We start from the raw sequence: 15,671 nt of genomic DNA on the forward strand, positions 1-15,671 counted from the left end.
CGAAAAACTCCTCAGGCAGTAAATCTGGTTCGGTGCAGCATGCGCTTGTTGCGCGGGTCCGGGTTCGGCACGGCGGAAATCAGGCTGCGGGTGTAGTCCTCTTCCGGCGCGGTGCAGATCTGCTCGGCGCTGCCGAGCTCCACCAGCTTCCCCCGATGCATCACCGCCACGCGGTCGCAGAAATAGCGGACCACCGAAATGTCGTGGGCGATGAAGATGTAGGAGAGATCGAGGCGCTTCTGCAGGTCGAGCAGCAAATCGAGGATCTGCGCCCGGATCGAGACGTCGAGCGCGGAGGTCGCCTCATCGGCGATGATCACCTTGGGATCGAGCGCCAAGGCCCGGGCGATGCCGATGCGCTGCCGCTGACCGCCGGAGAAGGCATGCGGATAACGCTCCATCGCGGAACGGTCGAGGCCGACGAGTTCCAGCAGGTCGCCGACCTTTTCCTCGATTTCTCGGCCCGAGAGCTTGCCCTGCACCACAAGCGGGTCGGCAACCACCTGCCGCACCGTCATGCGCGGATTGAGCGAGGCGAACGGGTCCTGAAACACCAGCCGGACCTGGCTGTGGAAGTTGCGCAGGCCCTGCTTGTCGAGCGTCGTCACCTCGGTCTCGGAGCCATCGCCGGGGCGGTAGATCACCGAGCCCGATGTCGGGTCCAACACGCGCAGGATCAGCCGTCCCATCGTGGTCTTGCCCGAGCCGCTCTCGCCGACGATACCGAGATTTTCGCCGCGCTTCAGGTCGAAGGAAACGTCGTCCACGGCCTTGAGGATAAAGCCCTTCTTGCCGGCGCCGGCGCCGAACACCTTGGTGAGGTTGCGCACCGACAGAACGACGTCGTCCTTCACTTCGGTCCGGGCGGTGTCCGCGACACGCGGTTTTTCGAGCCGCACGGTCGAAGACAGAAGCTGGCGGGTATAGGGATGCTTGGCGTTGTAGAAAATCTCGTCGACCGGGCCACGCTCAACGATCACGCCGAAGCGCATCACCGCCACCTCGTCGGCGACCTCGGCGACGACGCCGAGATCGTGGGTGATCAGCAGCATCGCCATGCCGCGTTCCACCTGCAGGCGCTTGATGAGGTCGAGGATTTCGGCCTGCGTCGTCACGTCGAGCGCCGTTGTCGGTTCATCGGCGATCAGGATATCTGGATCGCAGGCGAGCGACATGGCGATCATGGCCCTTTGCCGCATGCCGCCGGAGAACTCGAAGGTGTAGCGGTCGATCATCGCTTCCGGGTTCGGGATTTCCACCTGCGACAGAAGATTGATCGTCTCCGCCCGCGCCTCTGCCTTGTTCATGTTCCGGTGGAGCCTCAGCGCCTCGATGATCTGGTCGCCGATCGTGTGGACCGGCGAGAGCGAACTCATCGGCTCCTGGAAGATCAGCGAGATCCGGCCGCCGCGGATGGCGCGGATTTCCTTGCCCTCGTCCGGCAGCGCATGGATATCGACGGGCTTGCCGTCGGTATCGAGCACGATCGTGCCGCTGGTGATCGTCGCCACCTTGTCGACGATCTTCAGCAGCGAACGCGCGGTCACCGACTTGCCGGAGCCGCTCTCGCCGACCAGCGCCAGCGTCTTGCCGCGATGGAGATCGAAGGTGACATCGCGCACCGCGTGGAGGATGTGCTGGCGCAGGTGGAAGTCGATGGACAGGTTCTTCACCGATAGCACCGCATCACCGAAGCCCGGATGATCGTGAACGATGGTCTGGGGTGTGGTCATGGTCATCGCCTCAGCTATCGTAGGGATCGGCGGCATCGCGCAGGCCATCGCCGAGGAAGTTGAAGGAGAGCACCGCGATCACGACCGCGCCGGCGGGCCAGATCAAGAGCCACGGGGCGGTCGAGATGGTGCGGATGTTCTGCGCATCCTGCAGCAGCACGCCCCAGGAGACGACCGGCGGCTTCAGCCCGACGCCAAGGAAGGAGAGAGCGGTTTCCGCGACGATCATGGTCGGCAGCGCCAGCGTGACGACGGCGAGGATATGGCTCGTCAGCGACGGCAGGATATGGCGGAAGATAATCCGGCGCTCGTTCGAGCCGTCGAGCCTGGCGGCGGTGACGAAATCATCGCCCCGAAGCGCAAAGAAGCGTCCGCGCACCTCGCGGGCAAGCGAGGTCCAGCCAAGCAGCGACACGATCAGCGTGATCAGGAAATAGACCTTCAGAGGGGCGAGCGACACCGGAATGGCGGCGGCAAGACCGAGCCAGAGCGGGATGGTCGGCATCGCCGAGATGATCTCGATGATCCGCTGGATCAGAAGATCCACCCAGCCGCCGTAATAGCCGGACAGCGCCCCCATCACCACGCCGAGGATCAGGCTGATGCACACCCCGATCAGGCCGATCGACATCGAAACCCGCGTGCCGTAGATCACCCGGCTGAAGAGGTCGCGGCCGAGCTTGTCGGCGCCGAGCAGGTAGAACGGGTCGTTCGCCTTCAAGGGGCCCACCAGATGCAGATCGGAGGGGAAAAGCCCCCACATCTTGTATTCCGGCCCGCGCACGAAAAAGCCGATCGGCACCACCTTGCTGTCATCGACGACGAAGGAACGCCGCAGCGACGCCTGGTCCACCGTGACGCTGTAGCCCTTCACATGCGGCAGGAATTTCCGGTCGCCGTTCTCGTCCTCGACGAAAAAGGAAATCGTCTGCGGCGGGGCGTAGGAATATTGCGGGCGGGCGGACTGGGCCAGATTCGGCGCGAGGAACTCGGCGAAGATGCCGATCAGGTAAAGGCTCAGAATGACGATCCCGGCAACGATCGCGAGCCTGTCCTTGGCGAATTTGTGCCAGATAAGCGTCCACTGGCCGGCCGCCGCGTCGGTATCGCTGGTGACGCCCTTTTTCAGCGGGGTGATCGCGGGACGATCGAGCCCATGATGGTGCGTCGGCTCATGCAGCGCGGTTTCCTGGAAAATATTGTCGCTCATTGGTCAAACCTTATCCGGGGATCGAGCATGGCGAGCAGGATGTCGGACACCAGCATGCCGATCAGGGTGAGAACGCCCATGAGGAGGATGAAGGAGCCGGCGAGATACATGTCCTGCGAAATCAGCGCGCGCAGGAGAAGCGGCCCGGCCGTCGGCAGGTTGAGCACGATCGCGGTGATGGTGACGCCCGAGATCAGGTTGGGCAGCACCCAGCCGATCGCCGAGACGAAGGGGTTGAGCGCGATCCGCACCGGATATTTGATCAGCGCCTTTGTCGGATGCAGGCCCTTGGCGCGGGCGGTGATGTAATAGGGCTTGTTGAGCTCGTCGGTCAGGTTGGCGCGCAATATGCGGATCAGCGAGGCGGTGCCCGCCGTGCCGATCACGACCACCGGGATCCACAGATGCGCCAGTAGGTCGAAAAGCTTACCCCAGGACCATTCCGCATGGGCATATTCCGGCGAGAACAGCCCGCCAACGCTCTGGCCCATCACCTTGTAGGAGAAATACATCAGCGTCAGCGCCAGAATGAAGTTCGGGATCGCAAGGCCGAGAAAGCCGAAGAAGGTGAAGACATGGTCGCCGAGCGAATGCCGCTTCACCGCCGAATAGATGCCGATTGGCAGCGACACCGCCCAGACGAACAGCAGCGAGGCGACGGAGACGGCAAGCGTCGCGCCCATGCGCTCCCAGATCAATTCGCTGACCGGCCGCTTCCACTCGAAGGACTGGCCGAAATCGCCATGCAGGAGAATGCCGGAAATCCACTTGTAGTACTGGACATAGATCGGGTCGTCGAAGCCGTAGATTTCCCTCAACCGCGCGATCTCCGCCGGGTCGAAGGCTTGGCCGCTGTCGCTCATCGAGGCGATCAGCGAGGTAACATAGTCGCCCGGCGGAAGCTGGATGATGACGAAGGCGATGATGGAAATGCCGAACAGGGTCGGGATCATGTATATGATCCGCATGATGATATAGCGCAGCATCAGCGTCCTCCCGTCCGAGCTGTCCTTGTGGTTTCAGACACTATCATGACCAGCGGACCTCGACCGTTTCCAGAAGGTCGATTTCGGGAACATCGACCTCCACCGTGTCGCCCGTTGTCCGGTATTCGGCCGTCTTGCCGGCGATCAGCAATTGCGCGTCCTGGACGGACCGACCCTCGGGGATCGCGATCGAGACCGTGTGCGGACCAACCGGATAGATCGATCGCGTCGGCCCCTTGAACATCATCGGATTGGTGAGGTTGAACAGCAGAACGGCAAGCGTATCGCCGCTCTCGCGCACCGCGATATCCAGCACCGAATGCCCGGAAACGCTGACGCGCGACCTGCCGCCCATCGCCCAGCGTACGGCGTTTTCGATCAGTCGCTGATGATCGGCGGTCAGCACCTCCCAGAAGATGCCGCCGATATTCCACGGGATATAGACCGTGCGGCCGCCGGCCTCGGTTTCGCGGGTGACGACCGCGGCGCCGCGCGGCTCCTCGCGGGGATAGACTTCCTCCATCGGCAGATCCGGAAAGTCCGGAATACTGAGGAACGGCGTCTCGGTGCCCGCAACGGTTTCGACCTCTGCAAGCTTGGTGCCGCCGATGATCCGCCCGGCGCCTTCATAGCTCTGCGTGAGCGGGTGGCCGCCGGAAAGGACGATATAGCTGTTCTTGACCGGCCCGCGCGCCAGCGCTGTTCGCTTCACCCCGAACACGTCGCCAAGCGCGAATGCGTCGCGCGCATTGCCGCTCTCGTCGCGCATCGCCGTTTCGTGGGCGGCGATCAGGCTGCCGCCGCGCGCGGCATAGTCTCTCAGGAGTGCGCATTGGGCATCGGACAGATTGGAGGCATTGGCGAGAATGACCAGCTTGAAGCGATCCAGGCTTTCCGCCGTCATTGCCTCGTCGGAGAGGAATTCGAAGGGCAGCTTCGCCTCGATCAGCGCGTGGTAAAAGCCGAGATCATCGCCCTCGGCCTGACGGCGCTCGTCGCGCGCCCAGTTTTTCAGGGTCGTGGTGGGGTCGATAATCGCGATCTCGGCGGTCGGCGTGGTGGCCTCGAGCATCGCCTGAAGCTTCTCGTGCTTTTCGAAGCCGGCGGCGACCGGGGCGACCCAGCGCTCATCCGGCACCACGCCGTTGAATTTCGTGAACCAGGGCAGCATGCCGTGGGTGACGCCGTTCGCGATCCAGCTTTCGATTTCCGCCCCGGTGGTGACGGAATCCTTCCAGCGATATTGCTCTTCGGGACCGATCGAGGTGATCAGCACCACAGGGCGGTCGCGGAAGGTGGCGCGCATCCGCTTGGCATTGCGGCCGGCCAGCCAGATCGGCTCCAGCCCGCGCCGGCCCTGATGATCGACGACCAGGAAGGGGCAATGCTTCTCGATCAGGCCGATATCGAATTCCATCAGCGATTCACCGCCCATATTGGGAATGAAACTCGCATGCGGGCGGATCGCCTTGACGTCATTATCCCAGGCGATGACCATCCGGGTCAGCACATCGCGGCGCCAGCCGGACCATGCCCGCCAAGCGGGATCGTTGACATCGCTGGTCATCGGCAGATCGAAGCCGGTGGCGCCCTTGAACCGGGTCTTGCAGCTCTCGCAATAGCACACGCCATGGCCCTGCCAGCGATTGGCGAAGATCGCGTCGATATCGTAGTCGCGGGTGATTTCCTTCACGACCTGCGGCATGAACCTGTTGTTGTAATCGCCATAGGCGCAGGTGACCCACACATCGGGAAAGGCCCAGTGGCGGCGGGGTTTGCCATCCTTGTCGACGGCGATCCATTCGCGATGCGCCTCAGCGGCATCCTGATGGATGGCGTGCGGATCGACGCGGGCCATGACATGCATGCCGAGCGATCGCGCGCCATCGACGAGGCGGCCGAACGGATCGGTGTCGCCGAGATATTTGCTGACATAATGCAGCGGAACCTTGGACGGGTAAAAGCCGATATAGCCGCCGGCGGACAGGCAGACCGCGTTGGAACGGGTGCGTTGGAACACATCGATCCAGAAATCCGGATCGAACTTGACCGGGTCGTTCTCGACCAGCGTGAGCTGGGTCCAGCGGGTGGCGGTCTTATACCAGTCCGGCGTTCTGAGACTGGCGGCTGCGATCGGGTCGATGGGCTTCATGTGTCGGTTCCGTTAGGTAAGGCGGGGCTGGTGCCGGCCCGTGGAGGAACGGGCCGGCCCTTGGTCGGTCGAAGGTGACAGATGTTTCTGCCGATCAGTTCTTGAAGAACTGCTCCGGCGCCGACGGTCCGGGCGTCGGCCAGCCGAACGAGTTCGGCATGACCGGCATGGTGTTGACCATGTCGTTCTTGATCACGCCGTAACCATCCGGGGGCAGGCTGACGCCGAAGACGAGGAACTGGTCGGCGGCATTGTTCAGGAGTTCCAGCATGATCTCGTGCTGCTTGTCCTGATCGCCGGTGGCCAGCAGTTTCTTGTAGAGCGCCTGCTGCGCCTTCACATCGTCCGGCGGCTCGATGGCGGCGTCATTGTCCGGCTGGTTGAAGTGCAGGGCCCAACCCTGCGCATAAAGCGCATTGGTGTTGAACGGCACGAAGTAGCGCGGATCGAGCATCGCCGCGACGCCGCTGTTTGCGCCGAACTGGTGGGCCGTGGCGTCAAACTCGCGGCCATGGCGGACGCGGGTTTCCCAGAGCGAACGGTCCATGGTGCGGATTTGCGCATCGATGCCGACATCGCGGAAGTTCGGTATCGCAAGCTGGAACATGTCGAGGAAGGTGGTGCGCACCTGATCGATCTCGAAGATGATCGTCACGCGCCGGCCTTCGGAATCGAGCCGGAACCCCTCGCTGTCCTTGTTGGGCAGGATCTCGTCCAGGATCGCATTGGCCTTTTCCGGATCATATTCGGTGTATTGCTTGGCGAGCCGCTCGACATAGAGGGGATCGCCTTCGACGATCGAAGGCTGGGCCGGCGCGCCCTGGCCGACGAACACGGCATCGAGCATCGCCTGGCGATCGATGGCGTGGGACAGCGCCACGCGGAAATCGCGGTTGTTGTAGAGCGCGTTCTTGACCGGATCGGTGTGGTTCAGATTGAGCTGGAACACCATCACATTCGCCGCGGTTTCCTTCAGCGTATAGAAATGGAAGTCGCCGCTTTCCTGCGCGTCATAAAGCACCGGCTTGTTGGCGGGCGTTGCGATATACTGGTCCATCATGTCGATCTCGCCCTGAAGCGTCTTCAGGAGAAGCACTTCCGGATCGCCGACCATCTGATAGTTGATCTCATCGAAATAGGGCAGCTGCGTGCCTTCGGTATCGACCTTCCAGTAATAGGGATTGCGCACGGCGACAGCGCGTTCGGTATCCTCGCCGGGCGCGATCGTGAACTTCCAGGCATTCAGCGTCGGACGGTTGGAATTCTGGAAGAAGTCATTGTCCTGCTGCACGCCGCATTCGCGCTGGAACAACGCCACCCAGCTTTCATAGCCGCGCTCCTTGGCGAGTTCGTTGGCATCCGGATTGTATTTGATGTGGAACTGCTTGAGATAATGCTTCGGCGTGCGGGTGATCTGGTCCTGCTGTGCCCAGGCGAGTTGCTGGGCGAAGAAGCCGTTCGGCTGCGCGAACTTGACCTTGAAGGTCTGGTCGTCGACCACTTCCAGTTCGGCAACCGAGCCGTCGGTCGAATACCAGAAGGCCTGATCGCCGATGGTCAGTTCCGGGTTCTGGAAAACGTCCTCATACCAGAACTTTACATCCTCGGTGGTGTAGGGCTCGCCGTCCGACCACTTCATGCCCTTGCGCAGGGTGAAAGTATATTCGGTGGAATCCTCGTTGACCTCGAAGGATTCGGCGACATTGGGCGTGACGCCGGACCAGTCCGGCGTGAAGCGCACCATCGGCTCATAGCCCTGATAGCGCACCAGCATGGACAGCGATCCGCCGCCGACCAGCGCATGGTTCCATGTGCCACCCTGCGTGCCCGGCTGATCGCGGGGCGTGATCACCAGCGGGTTTTCCGGCAGGCGCTCGGCGACCGGGGGAAGATCGCCGGCCTTTACCGCTTCTTCCAGATTGGGCGACTTATATTCCATTTCAGCCCAGGCGGGCAGCGCCAGCAGAGCGGCAAACGCCGTCCCTGCCGCGAGAAAAGCTCTGCGGCTCAAATTCCTCATGGATTTTCCTCCTACTGTCGATGCTCCGTTATCCTTCATCGACTAACAGCTAGCTTGAAATAGAAGTTTTGTTATGTAAAGTGTTAGGTTCAGGTTTTTTTTGAACTGTGGCATCGCGCGCCCTTTCGGGCCATAATGCCGCATGAATGTGAGGAGCCCCCTTGTCGCGCGTAACGATCCAGACCATTGCCGATGAAACCGGACTTTCGAAATTCGCGGTGTCGCGTGCTCTTTCGGGCAAGAGCGGCGTCAGCGAGGCCACGCGGCTGAAGGTCAACGAAACGGCCGTGCGCCTCGGCTACCGCAAGACCGCATCCACCAGCCGGGTGCTCGGCGTCGTCTTCGATGACAATGATGTCACCAACACCGAACTCCATATGCAGATCCAGAACGGCGTCCAGCGTGAGGCCCAGCTGCTTGGCTATGCCCTGCGCATCCGCAGCACGCGCAACGGCATGGAACTCGAGGCGCTGGCGGAGGAGTGCAGCGGCCTGCTGATCGTCGGCCTGCATGATGAGGAGAACCTCAGACGGCTTCACAATTCAGGCATTCCGATCGTGCGCAACAGCTGGCTGGAGCCGCTGGAGCCGGTCGATCAGGTGGGCGCGACCGACCATGAGGCGGGCTCGGCGGTCGGCCGCTTTCTTCTGGACCTCGGTCATCGCACGATCGTCTATATTCATGGCGATCCGCGCTTTCGCGGGCGCATGGAGCGGCTTTACGGCTTACGCGAGGTTTGCGAGCGCGCGCCGGATGCCGTCCTCCACGATCTCATTTTGGAGGAGGGCTGCGATTTCGGCGAGGCCTTCGGGCGGCTGATCACGGACATCGAAAAGCCGACGGCATTCTTCTGCGCCCATGACGGGCTTGCGCTGGCGGTGATTTCCGAGCTGCTTGCCCGCGGCTACCGGATACCGCGCGATGCCTCCGTCGTCGGCTTCGGCGATTACTCCGCCGCCCAGCAGATCTCGCCGCAGATGACGACGGTGAGGGTGCCGGGCGTGGATATCGGCAGAATGGCGACGCGCGTGCTGCACCAACGCATCACCAATCAGGACTTCCCCGCCTGTCCGCTGCGCCTCCACGTGCCCTGTCAGATCATAGAACGCCAGTCGACGGGACCGGCGCCGAAGTGAGAGGCCTCAACCGCATGATCCGAGCGACGCCAAACGACACCTAACCCGTCTCCGCTTCCAGAGCTCCGATCGAGCACTACCGTCCGGTGGAAGCCGGCGGCGAACGATATCGCGCCGGCGCGAGCCGCGTGACCTGCCTGCCAACTGGTATATATGCCGAACCAGATCGCATTCGTCGCGCAACTGAGAGACTTGAGGTGCATAGTCTCACCGATGATTTGGAAGAATTTGTCGCAGTTCGCCCCGCAATGCCCGCCACCAGATGCAGTCCACTCATATGCGACCGCCTTGCCCTGCCCCGTGCGCTTCTGCTGAAAGGGAGGTGACAGCTATTTCGGAATGGGTTAACTGGTCTATCAAGCAGTCCAATTTAGGTGCATAAATGAGCAATCTTTCGCTATCGCCGCTCCATGAGGCGATCCACAAGCAGACCGCCAAGGAAATGATCCGGGACAAGATCGTCTCGATGATCGCCTCCGGTATTCTGCAGCGCGGCGATGAGCTGCCGAGCGAGCGGGAACTTTCCACAATGCTGGCGGTCAGCCGGGAGACGGTGCGCGGCGCGATACAATTGCTCGCCGGTCAGGGCGTAGTGCGGGTCTCGCAGGGCGCACGCACGCGGGTCGCGCGCGTCGACATCGAGGTCAGCGCGCACCGCATCGGCGTGACAGACCCCTCCTCGATCAACGGCTACAGCCTGGAAGAAGTGCACGCCGCACGGCTCTTGGTCGAGACAGCCGTCGCGGCGGACGCGGCCCGCCATCTGGGGCCGGACGATATCAAGCGGCTCGAAGCCTCGATCGCAGCGCAGGAGCAGGCCATCGACGATCCGGTCCGCTTCCTGATATGCGACAGGGAGTTTCACCTGACCATCTACTACGCCTCGACTAACCGGCTTCTCGCCGACTTCGTGGTCGACCTATACACCTATATGCTCGATCACCGCCGTATCGCCATGGCCCAGCCGGGCGCGATCGAGAAAAGCCTCGAAGACCATCGCTTCATCGTGCGGGCGCTGAAGATGCGCAATCCCGAAGCGGTGGCGGCGGCGTTTTCGGAGCACATACTTCGCATTCACGATACATCGCGCGCGATCGACCAAGGCGGCATCGCGCTGGCAGATAGCCCAGTCGGCGGCGCGGCGGTTTTGCACGGCAACGGCGGAAAATAGGGAGCGGGCAGCATGAAAATCCTCATAACCGGCGCGGCCGGAATGATCGGCCGCAAGCTGGTGCACGCTCTGATGGCCTCCGGGAAAGTGCGCGGCCAGCCGATACGCCATCTGATCCTCACCGATATCGTTACGCCGGAGGCGCCCGATTTCGACGTGGAAGTCGAGACGGTGGCGACAGACCTTTCGCAGCCCGGCGCGGCCGAGCACCTCATTGCTGAACGGCCCGATCTCATCTTTCACCTGGCGGCAATTGTTTCCGGCGAGGCGGAAGCCGACTTCGAGAAGGGCTATCGCGTCAATCTCGATGGAACGCGCGCCCTGTTCGAGGCCGTCCGGCTGGCCGGCCGGGAACGGCCCTATATGCCGCGCCTGGTCTTCACGTCCTCGATCGTCGTCTTCGGCAATCCGCTGCCGCCCGTCATCAGCGACAGCCATTGCCTAACGCCGCTGACGAGCTACGGCACCCAAAAGGCCATTTGCGAACTGCTGCTCGCCGACTATTCGCGCCACGGCTTTTTCGACGGCATCGGCATCCGGTTGCCCACGATTTCGATCCGGCCCGGCAAGCCCAACAAGGCCGCCTCCGGGTTCTTTTCCTCGATCCTGCGGGAACCGCTGATCGGTGAGGAAGCGATCCTTCCCGTGAGCGAGACCGTACGCCACTGGTTTGCAAGCCCGCGCGCGGCGATCGGCTTTCTGCTCCATGCCGCAGAAATCGATACCCGCCCGCTCGGCCAGCTGCGCACGCTGACCATGCCCGGCCTTTCGGCAACGGTCGGCGATCAGATCGAAGCGCTGCGCCGTGTGGCAGGCGACGAGGCGGTCCGGCTGATCCGCCGCGAACCCGACAAAGACATCGCCGCCATCATCTCCGGCTGGCCGCAGAGCTTCGACGCCCGCCGCGCCGAAGAACTCGGCTTCCGCGGCGAGGCCTCGTTCGAGGACATCATCCGGGTCCATCTCGAGGATGAACGCGAAAGCCGGATAGCGGAGCCCAACTGACATGTTGCTTGGTGCAATCGCGGACGACTTTACCGGAGCCAGCGACCTCGCGAACACGCTTGCCAGAGGCGGCATGGCGACTTTGCAGTTTTCCGGGCAGCTCTCCGGCATCGCCACCGACGCGCCTGCCTGCGAAGCCGGCGTCGTTGCGCTCAAGACCAGATCCGCCCCGGTTTCTGAGGCGGTGGCACAGTCTCTGGCAGCGGCGCGATGGCTGCTCGACCAGGGCTGTGAGCAGATCATCTTCAAATATTGTTCGACCTTCGATTCCACGCGGGACGGCAATATCGGGCCGGTGGCGGAAGCGCTGCTCGACCTGCTGCGGACCGATATCGCCGTCGTCTGCCCGGCATTTCCGGCGACCGGCCGGCGGGTTTTCATGGGGCACCTTTTCGTCGGCGACCGCCTCCTTTCCGAAACCGGCATGCGGCATCACCCGCTGACGCCGATGACCGATCCGGATATACGCCGCTGGCTCGGACATCAGATCGGGGGCGACGTCGGCAGCATTGCCCTCGATACGGTGCGCGCCGGAAGCGCCTCGCTGGCTGCGGCATTCGCCGCCGAGAAACAGGCCGGCCGGCATCTTGTCGTCACCGACGCCATCAGTGACGACGATCTCGTCACGATCGGCCGTGCCGTCGCCGACCACAGGCTTGTCACCGGCGCCTCCGGCATCGCCCTCGGCCTTCCGCAGAATTTCAGGGTTAGGGGCAAGCTTGCCGACGCGGCGAAGATCTTGCCCCCGGTGAACGGTCCGGGCGTCGTGCTGTGCGGCTCCTGCTCGACCAATTCGCAGCAACAGGTTGCCCGTTATCAGGCGGCCAATCCCTCTCTGGCCGTCGACCCCCGCGCCCTTTTGAGCGGCGAGATGACGCCGGAGCGAGCCGCCGCATGGGTTGCCGAACAGGGCGATAGCACGCCGATTGTCTTCTCCACCGCCGCGCCGGATGCTGTTTCCGAAGCGCAGCGACAGTTCGGGCGGGAGGCGGTCGCCGCAAAGATCGAAAGCTTCTTCGCCGCGCTGGCCATTCGCCTTGCCGACGCCGGCATCCGCCGCATCGTCGTCGGCGGCGGCGAGACATCGGGTTCGGTCGTAGAAGCGCTGGGCCTTGGCAGCATGCGCGTCGGCCGCGAAATCGATCCCGGCGTCCCGGTGCTGATCGGCGAAAGAAACGGCCCGCTCGGTCTGGCGCTGAAGAGCGGCAATTTCGGCGGACCCGAGTTTTTTAGCAAGGCCTTGCAGGAGCTTGGACGACCATGAATGAAGAAACGATACGCGCGGACATCGTCAAATGGGGCCGCTCGCTTTTCGAGCGGGGCCTGACCGCTGGCTCCTCCGGCAATATCTCCGCGCGCATCGAAGGCGGCTATATCGCCACGCCCACGAATTCATGCCTCGGCTTTCTCGAGCCCGACCGCCTTTCAAAGCTCGATCTCGACGGGAACCATATTTCCGGCGACAAGCCGACCAAGGAACTGCCGCTGCATTTCGCCTTCTACGAGGGCCGTTCATGCGCCGCCGTCGTCCATCTGCACTCCTCCTATGCGACCGCGCTCGCCTGTCTTGCCGATACCGACCCGGCCGACGCCATCCCAGCGATCACGCCTTACGTGGTGATGCGCGTGGGCACCGTGCCCGTCGTGCCCTACACGCGGCCGGGGTCCGCCGAAGTGAAGGCGCGGATTGCCGAAATCGTCGCCGGCCACAGCGCGGCCCTTCTCGAAAACCACGGACCGATCGTCTGCGGAGCGAGCCTCGACGCCGCGGTCTTCGCCATCGAGGAGTTAGAAGAGGCGGCCAAGCTTGCGATCATCACCCGTGGAATGCCGGTCAGGCATCTGACGCCGTCGATGATCGCCGATCTCAACGCGGCATTCAGGCTGCGGTGAGCTTTGCCTCGACGCTATGCCGGGAAACGCTTCAGGATGACGCCACCAATGCGGAGAGCCTTTGGCCGAGGGCGGCCTCAGGGTCGGCAAGGTCGAAGACGACCGAAAGGTGATTGGCGCCGGGTTCCGTTCTGAGCTCCGTCTGCTGCCCGTCCCTGGCGAGCAGGGCATCAAGGGCGATTGCCTGGTCCTGGAAGGGCGCGGTCTCATGTTCCCCGCGCGTGATGATCCGCAGCGGGCCCGGCATGTGCCGGGCGGCGAGCGGCGACCATGCCTGCGCTTCGTCCGCGCGCATTCCGGCCTCGTCCTTCAGAAAGGAGCCGGGAATGCCGGAAAGATCGTATATGCCGCTGACCAGAAGCATCCCGCGCAGCGTCGGCACGTCCGGCGGCAGGCTGTCGCCGGGCGCCCTGCAGGCAAGCAGCGACGCCAGATGGGCGCCGGCGGAATGGCCGCTGACGGTGAAGCGCTCCGGGTCCGCGCCGATCTCCGGCGCAAGGTCCACGAGGCGGCGGGCCGCAGCCCGCACTTGCGCCACAATTTCGGCCAGCCGGGTTTCCGGCATCAGATCGTAGCCGACCAGCGCCGCGATCCCGCCCGCCGCGACCACGGGTTCTGCGACCAGCGTATGCGTCTCCTTGCTGCCCGCGCGCCAGTAGCCGCCGTGAATGAACATGTGCAGCGGCGCGCCGGGAGCGGGCGCCGGCGGAAAGACGAGATCGAAGCTCTGCCGGGGCGTCTCACCATAACGCACATTCCGTTCGACGCGCGACCGGTCGGCGAAGGCGCGGCTGCGCGCCTCCGTCTCGGCCATGATCGCGTCGAAATCGGGGATGAAATCCCGGTTGCGATAGAGATCGCGCTCCGCCATGGTCGTCTTCCCCCTCTTCAAAACTCGACGGCGAAATATTTGGGCTCCATGAACTCCAATATGCCGGTAACGCCGCCTTCGCGCCCGAGACCGCTCTGCTTGGTGCCGCCGAACGGCGCAGCCGGGTCCGACATCAGGCCGCGATTGATGCCGACCATCCCGGTATCGATCCCGCGCCCGACGCGCATCGCCCGCATGACATCGCCCGAATAGACATAGGCCGCAAGCCCGTATTCGGTATCGTTTGCCAGACGCACCGCCTCCTCCTCTGTCTCGAAGCGGTAGACGGCGGCGACGGGACCGAAAATCTCCTCCTGCGCCAGCGCCACGTCGGTCGGCACGTCCACCAGCACGGTCGGGGGATAATAATATCCGCTGCCGTCCACCGTCGCACCGCCGGTCGTCGCCCTGGCACCGCGGGCCTTGGCCTCCGACACCAGCCGGTCGATCTTTTCCACCGCCCTGGTGGTGATCATCGGGCCGCACTGAACATCCGGATCGTAACCCCGACCCAGTTTCAGCGCCGCCATCCGCCCGGTCAACCCTTCCACGAAAGCGTCGTGAATGCCGGATTGCACGTAGAACCGATTGGCCGCGGTGCAGGCCTCGCCGCCATTGCGCATCTTGGCGACCATCGCGCCGTCGAGCGCAGCCTCGATATCGGCGTCATCGAACACCAGGAAGGGGGCGTTGCCGCCGAGCTCCATCGAGCAGCTCACCACCGATTTCGCCGCTTCCGCCAGAAGCGTTCGTCCGACGCCGGTGGAGCCGGTGAATGACAGTTTGCGAACTCGCTTGTCGGCGAGCATGGCCGCCGTCACGGGGCCGGGCTTCGAGGTGGTCAGCACGTTCACCACGCCGGGTGGAACGCCGGCCTCCTCGCCGAGCCGGGCCATGGCATAGGCGGTCAGCGGCGTTTCCGACGCGGGCTTCAGGATCACCGTGCAGCCGGCGGCCAGCGCCGGACCGATCTTGCGCGTCGCCATGGCGGCGGGAAAATTCCACGGCGTGATGAGAACGGCAATGCCGATCGGCTCGTGATCCACGAGGATATTGTGCGCGCCGGAGGGCGTGTGGCGGAATTCGCCGCCGACCCGCGTCGCCTCTTCGGCATACCAGCGGAAGAACTCGGCGGCATAGGCCACCTCTCCGCGCGCATCCGGAAGCGCCTTGCCGTTTTCGAGCGAAATCAGAAGGGCGAGCTCCTCGGCATGCGCGCGCATCAGCTCGAACCAGCGGCGCAGGATTTCCGAGCGCTCGCGGGAAGACGTACTGCGCCAGCCTTCGGCGGCAGCCTCGGCGGCATCCACGGCCCGCAAGGCGTCGTCAATGCCGGCATCGGCGACATCGGCAAGCCTATTTCCCGTCGAGGGGTCATGCACCGGGATAGCTCCGCCGCCGGGCTCCCACTTGCCGCCGATGAACAGGCCCCTGGCGTGAAGAGCGGGATCGGCATAGCCGGAAAAGGCGGTGTCGTTCGTCATTGGATATTCT

General features: G+C 63.5%; 12 protein-coding genes. 5 read left to right on the forward strand and 7 right to left on the reverse strand.

Annotation, left to right across the window (positions count from 1 at the left end):
- Positions 1 to 11: 11 nt before the first annotated feature.
- From V6766_RS06725 to V6766_RS06745, 5 genes are all read right to left on the reverse strand, one after another.
- Complete coding sequence (locus tag V6766_RS06725) at positions 12 to 1,733, reverse strand: ABC transporter ATP-binding protein (RefSeq protein ID WP_448464778.1); 1,722 nt, start codon at positions 1,731 to 1,733, stop codon at positions 12 to 14.
- Positions 1,734 to 1,743: 10 nt separating this feature from the next.
- The gene (locus tag V6766_RS06730) at positions 1,744 to 2,943 is read right to left on the reverse strand and encodes an ABC transporter permease (protein ID WP_448464780.1); all 1,200 of its coding nucleotides are present in this window, start codon (positions 2,941 to 2,943) and stop codon (positions 1,744 to 1,746) included.
- Positions 2,940 to 3,929: an ABC transporter permease gene (locus tag V6766_RS06735; protein WP_448464782.1), complete on the reverse strand. Its 990-nt coding sequence runs from the start codon at positions 3,927 to 3,929 to the stop codon at positions 2,940 to 2,942. Before V6766_RS06735 ends, V6766_RS06730 begins: the two co-directional genes overlap by 4 nt.
- 43 nt (positions 3,930 to 3,972) lie before the next feature.
- Positions 3,973 to 6,081 (reverse strand): hypothetical protein, encoded by a 2,109-nt coding sequence (locus V6766_RS06740; protein ID WP_448464784.1) that lies wholly within the window; start codon positions 6,079 to 6,081, stop codon positions 3,973 to 3,975.
- A gap of 94 nt (positions 6,082 to 6,175) precedes the next feature.
- A complete protein-coding gene (locus V6766_RS06745) occupies positions 6,176 to 8,101 on the reverse strand; it encodes an ABC transporter substrate-binding protein (RefSeq protein WP_448464786.1) in 1,926 nt (641 codons plus the stop codon).
- Positions 8,102 to 8,262: 161 nt separating this feature from the next.
- Here V6766_RS06745 and V6766_RS06750 point away from each other — a divergent pair, with 161 nt between their 5' ends.
- The 5 genes from V6766_RS06750 (at position 8,263) to otnC (ending at position 13,306) form a co-directional block, all read left to right on the forward strand.
- The gene (locus V6766_RS06750) at positions 8,263 to 9,237 is read left to right on the forward strand and encodes a LacI family DNA-binding transcriptional regulator (protein WP_448464788.1); all 975 of its coding nucleotides are present in this window, start codon (positions 8,263 to 8,265) and stop codon (positions 9,235 to 9,237) included.
- Between the two features lie 382 nt (positions 9,238 to 9,619).
- Positions 9,620 to 10,408, forward strand: coding sequence for a FadR/GntR family transcriptional regulator (locus V6766_RS06755; RefSeq protein WP_448464790.1), 789 nt, complete (start codon positions 9,620 to 9,622; stop codon positions 10,406 to 10,408).
- A gap of 12 nt (positions 10,409 to 10,420) precedes the next feature.
- Complete coding sequence (gene denD, locus V6766_RS06760; RefSeq protein WP_448464792.1) at positions 10,421 to 11,413, forward strand: D-erythronate dehydrogenase; 993 nt, start codon at positions 10,421 to 10,423, stop codon at positions 11,411 to 11,413.
- A gap of 1 nt (position 11,414) precedes the next feature.
- Positions 11,415 to 12,677, forward strand: a complete 1,263-nt coding sequence (gene otnK / locus V6766_RS06765) for a 3-oxo-tetronate kinase (protein ID WP_448464794.1) — start codon at positions 11,415 to 11,417, stop codon at positions 12,675 to 12,677.
- Positions 12,674 to 13,306, forward strand: a complete 633-nt coding sequence (gene otnC / locus V6766_RS06770) for a 3-oxo-tetronate 4-phosphate decarboxylase (protein ID WP_448464796.1) — start codon at positions 12,674 to 12,676, stop codon at positions 13,304 to 13,306. The genes otnK and otnC overlap by 4 nt, the downstream gene beginning before the upstream one ends.
- 31 nt (positions 13,307 to 13,337) lie before the next feature.
- Here the strand turns inward: otnC and V6766_RS06775 are convergent, their stop codons facing one another.
- Positions 13,338 to 14,177 (reverse strand): alpha/beta hydrolase, encoded by an 840-nt coding sequence (locus V6766_RS06775; RefSeq protein ID WP_448464798.1) that lies wholly within the window; start codon positions 14,175 to 14,177, stop codon positions 13,338 to 13,340.
- Positions 14,178 to 14,194: 17 nt separating this feature from the next.
- Positions 14,195 to 15,661 carry an NAD-dependent succinate-semialdehyde dehydrogenase gene (locus tag V6766_RS06780; RefSeq protein WP_448464800.1) on the reverse strand — a complete coding sequence of 489 codons (1,467 nt, stop codon included), beginning with the start codon at positions 15,659 to 15,661 and terminating at the stop codon, positions 14,195 to 14,197.
- Positions 15,662 to 15,671: the final 10 nt, after the last annotated feature.

Source organism: Martelella sp. AMO21009, from assembly GCF_053484295.1.

Coding starts and splice junctions, on each gene's coding strand:
- V6766_RS06725 (WP_448464778.1), bottom strand. CDS start 1,733: ATGACCACACCCCAGACCATCGTTCACGATCATCCGGGCTTCGGTGAT.
- V6766_RS06730 (WP_448464780.1), bottom strand. CDS start 2,943: ATGAGCGACAATATTTTCCAGGAAACCGCGCTGCATGAGCCGACGCAC.
- V6766_RS06735 (WP_448464782.1), bottom strand. CDS start 3,929: ATGCTGCGCTATATCATCATGCGGATCATATACATGATCCCGACCCTG.
- V6766_RS06740 (WP_448464784.1), bottom strand. CDS start 6,081: ATGAAGCCCATCGACCCGATCGCAGCCGCCAGTCTCAGAACGCCGGAC.
- V6766_RS06745 (WP_448464786.1), bottom strand. CDS start 8,101: ATGAGGAATTTGAGCCGCAGAGCTTTTCTCGCGGCAGGGACGGCGTTT.
- V6766_RS06755 (WP_448464790.1), top strand. CDS start 9,620: ATGAGCAATCTTTCGCTATCGCCGCTCCATGAGGCGATCCACAAGCAG.
- denD (WP_448464792.1), top strand. CDS start 10,421: ATGAAAATCCTCATAACCGGCGCGGCCGGAATGATCGGCCGCAAGCTG.
- otnK (WP_448464794.1), top strand. CDS start 11,415: ATGTTGCTTGGTGCAATCGCGGACGACTTTACCGGAGCCAGCGACCTC.
- otnC (WP_448464796.1), top strand. CDS start 12,674: ATGAATGAAGAAACGATACGCGCGGACATCGTCAAATGGGGCCGCTCG.
- V6766_RS06775 (WP_448464798.1), bottom strand. CDS start 14,177: ATGGCGGAGCGCGATCTCTATCGCAACCGGGATTTCATCCCCGATTTC.
- V6766_RS06780 (WP_448464800.1), bottom strand. CDS start 15,661: ATGACGAACGACACCGCCTTTTCCGGCTATGCCGATCCCGCTCTTCAC.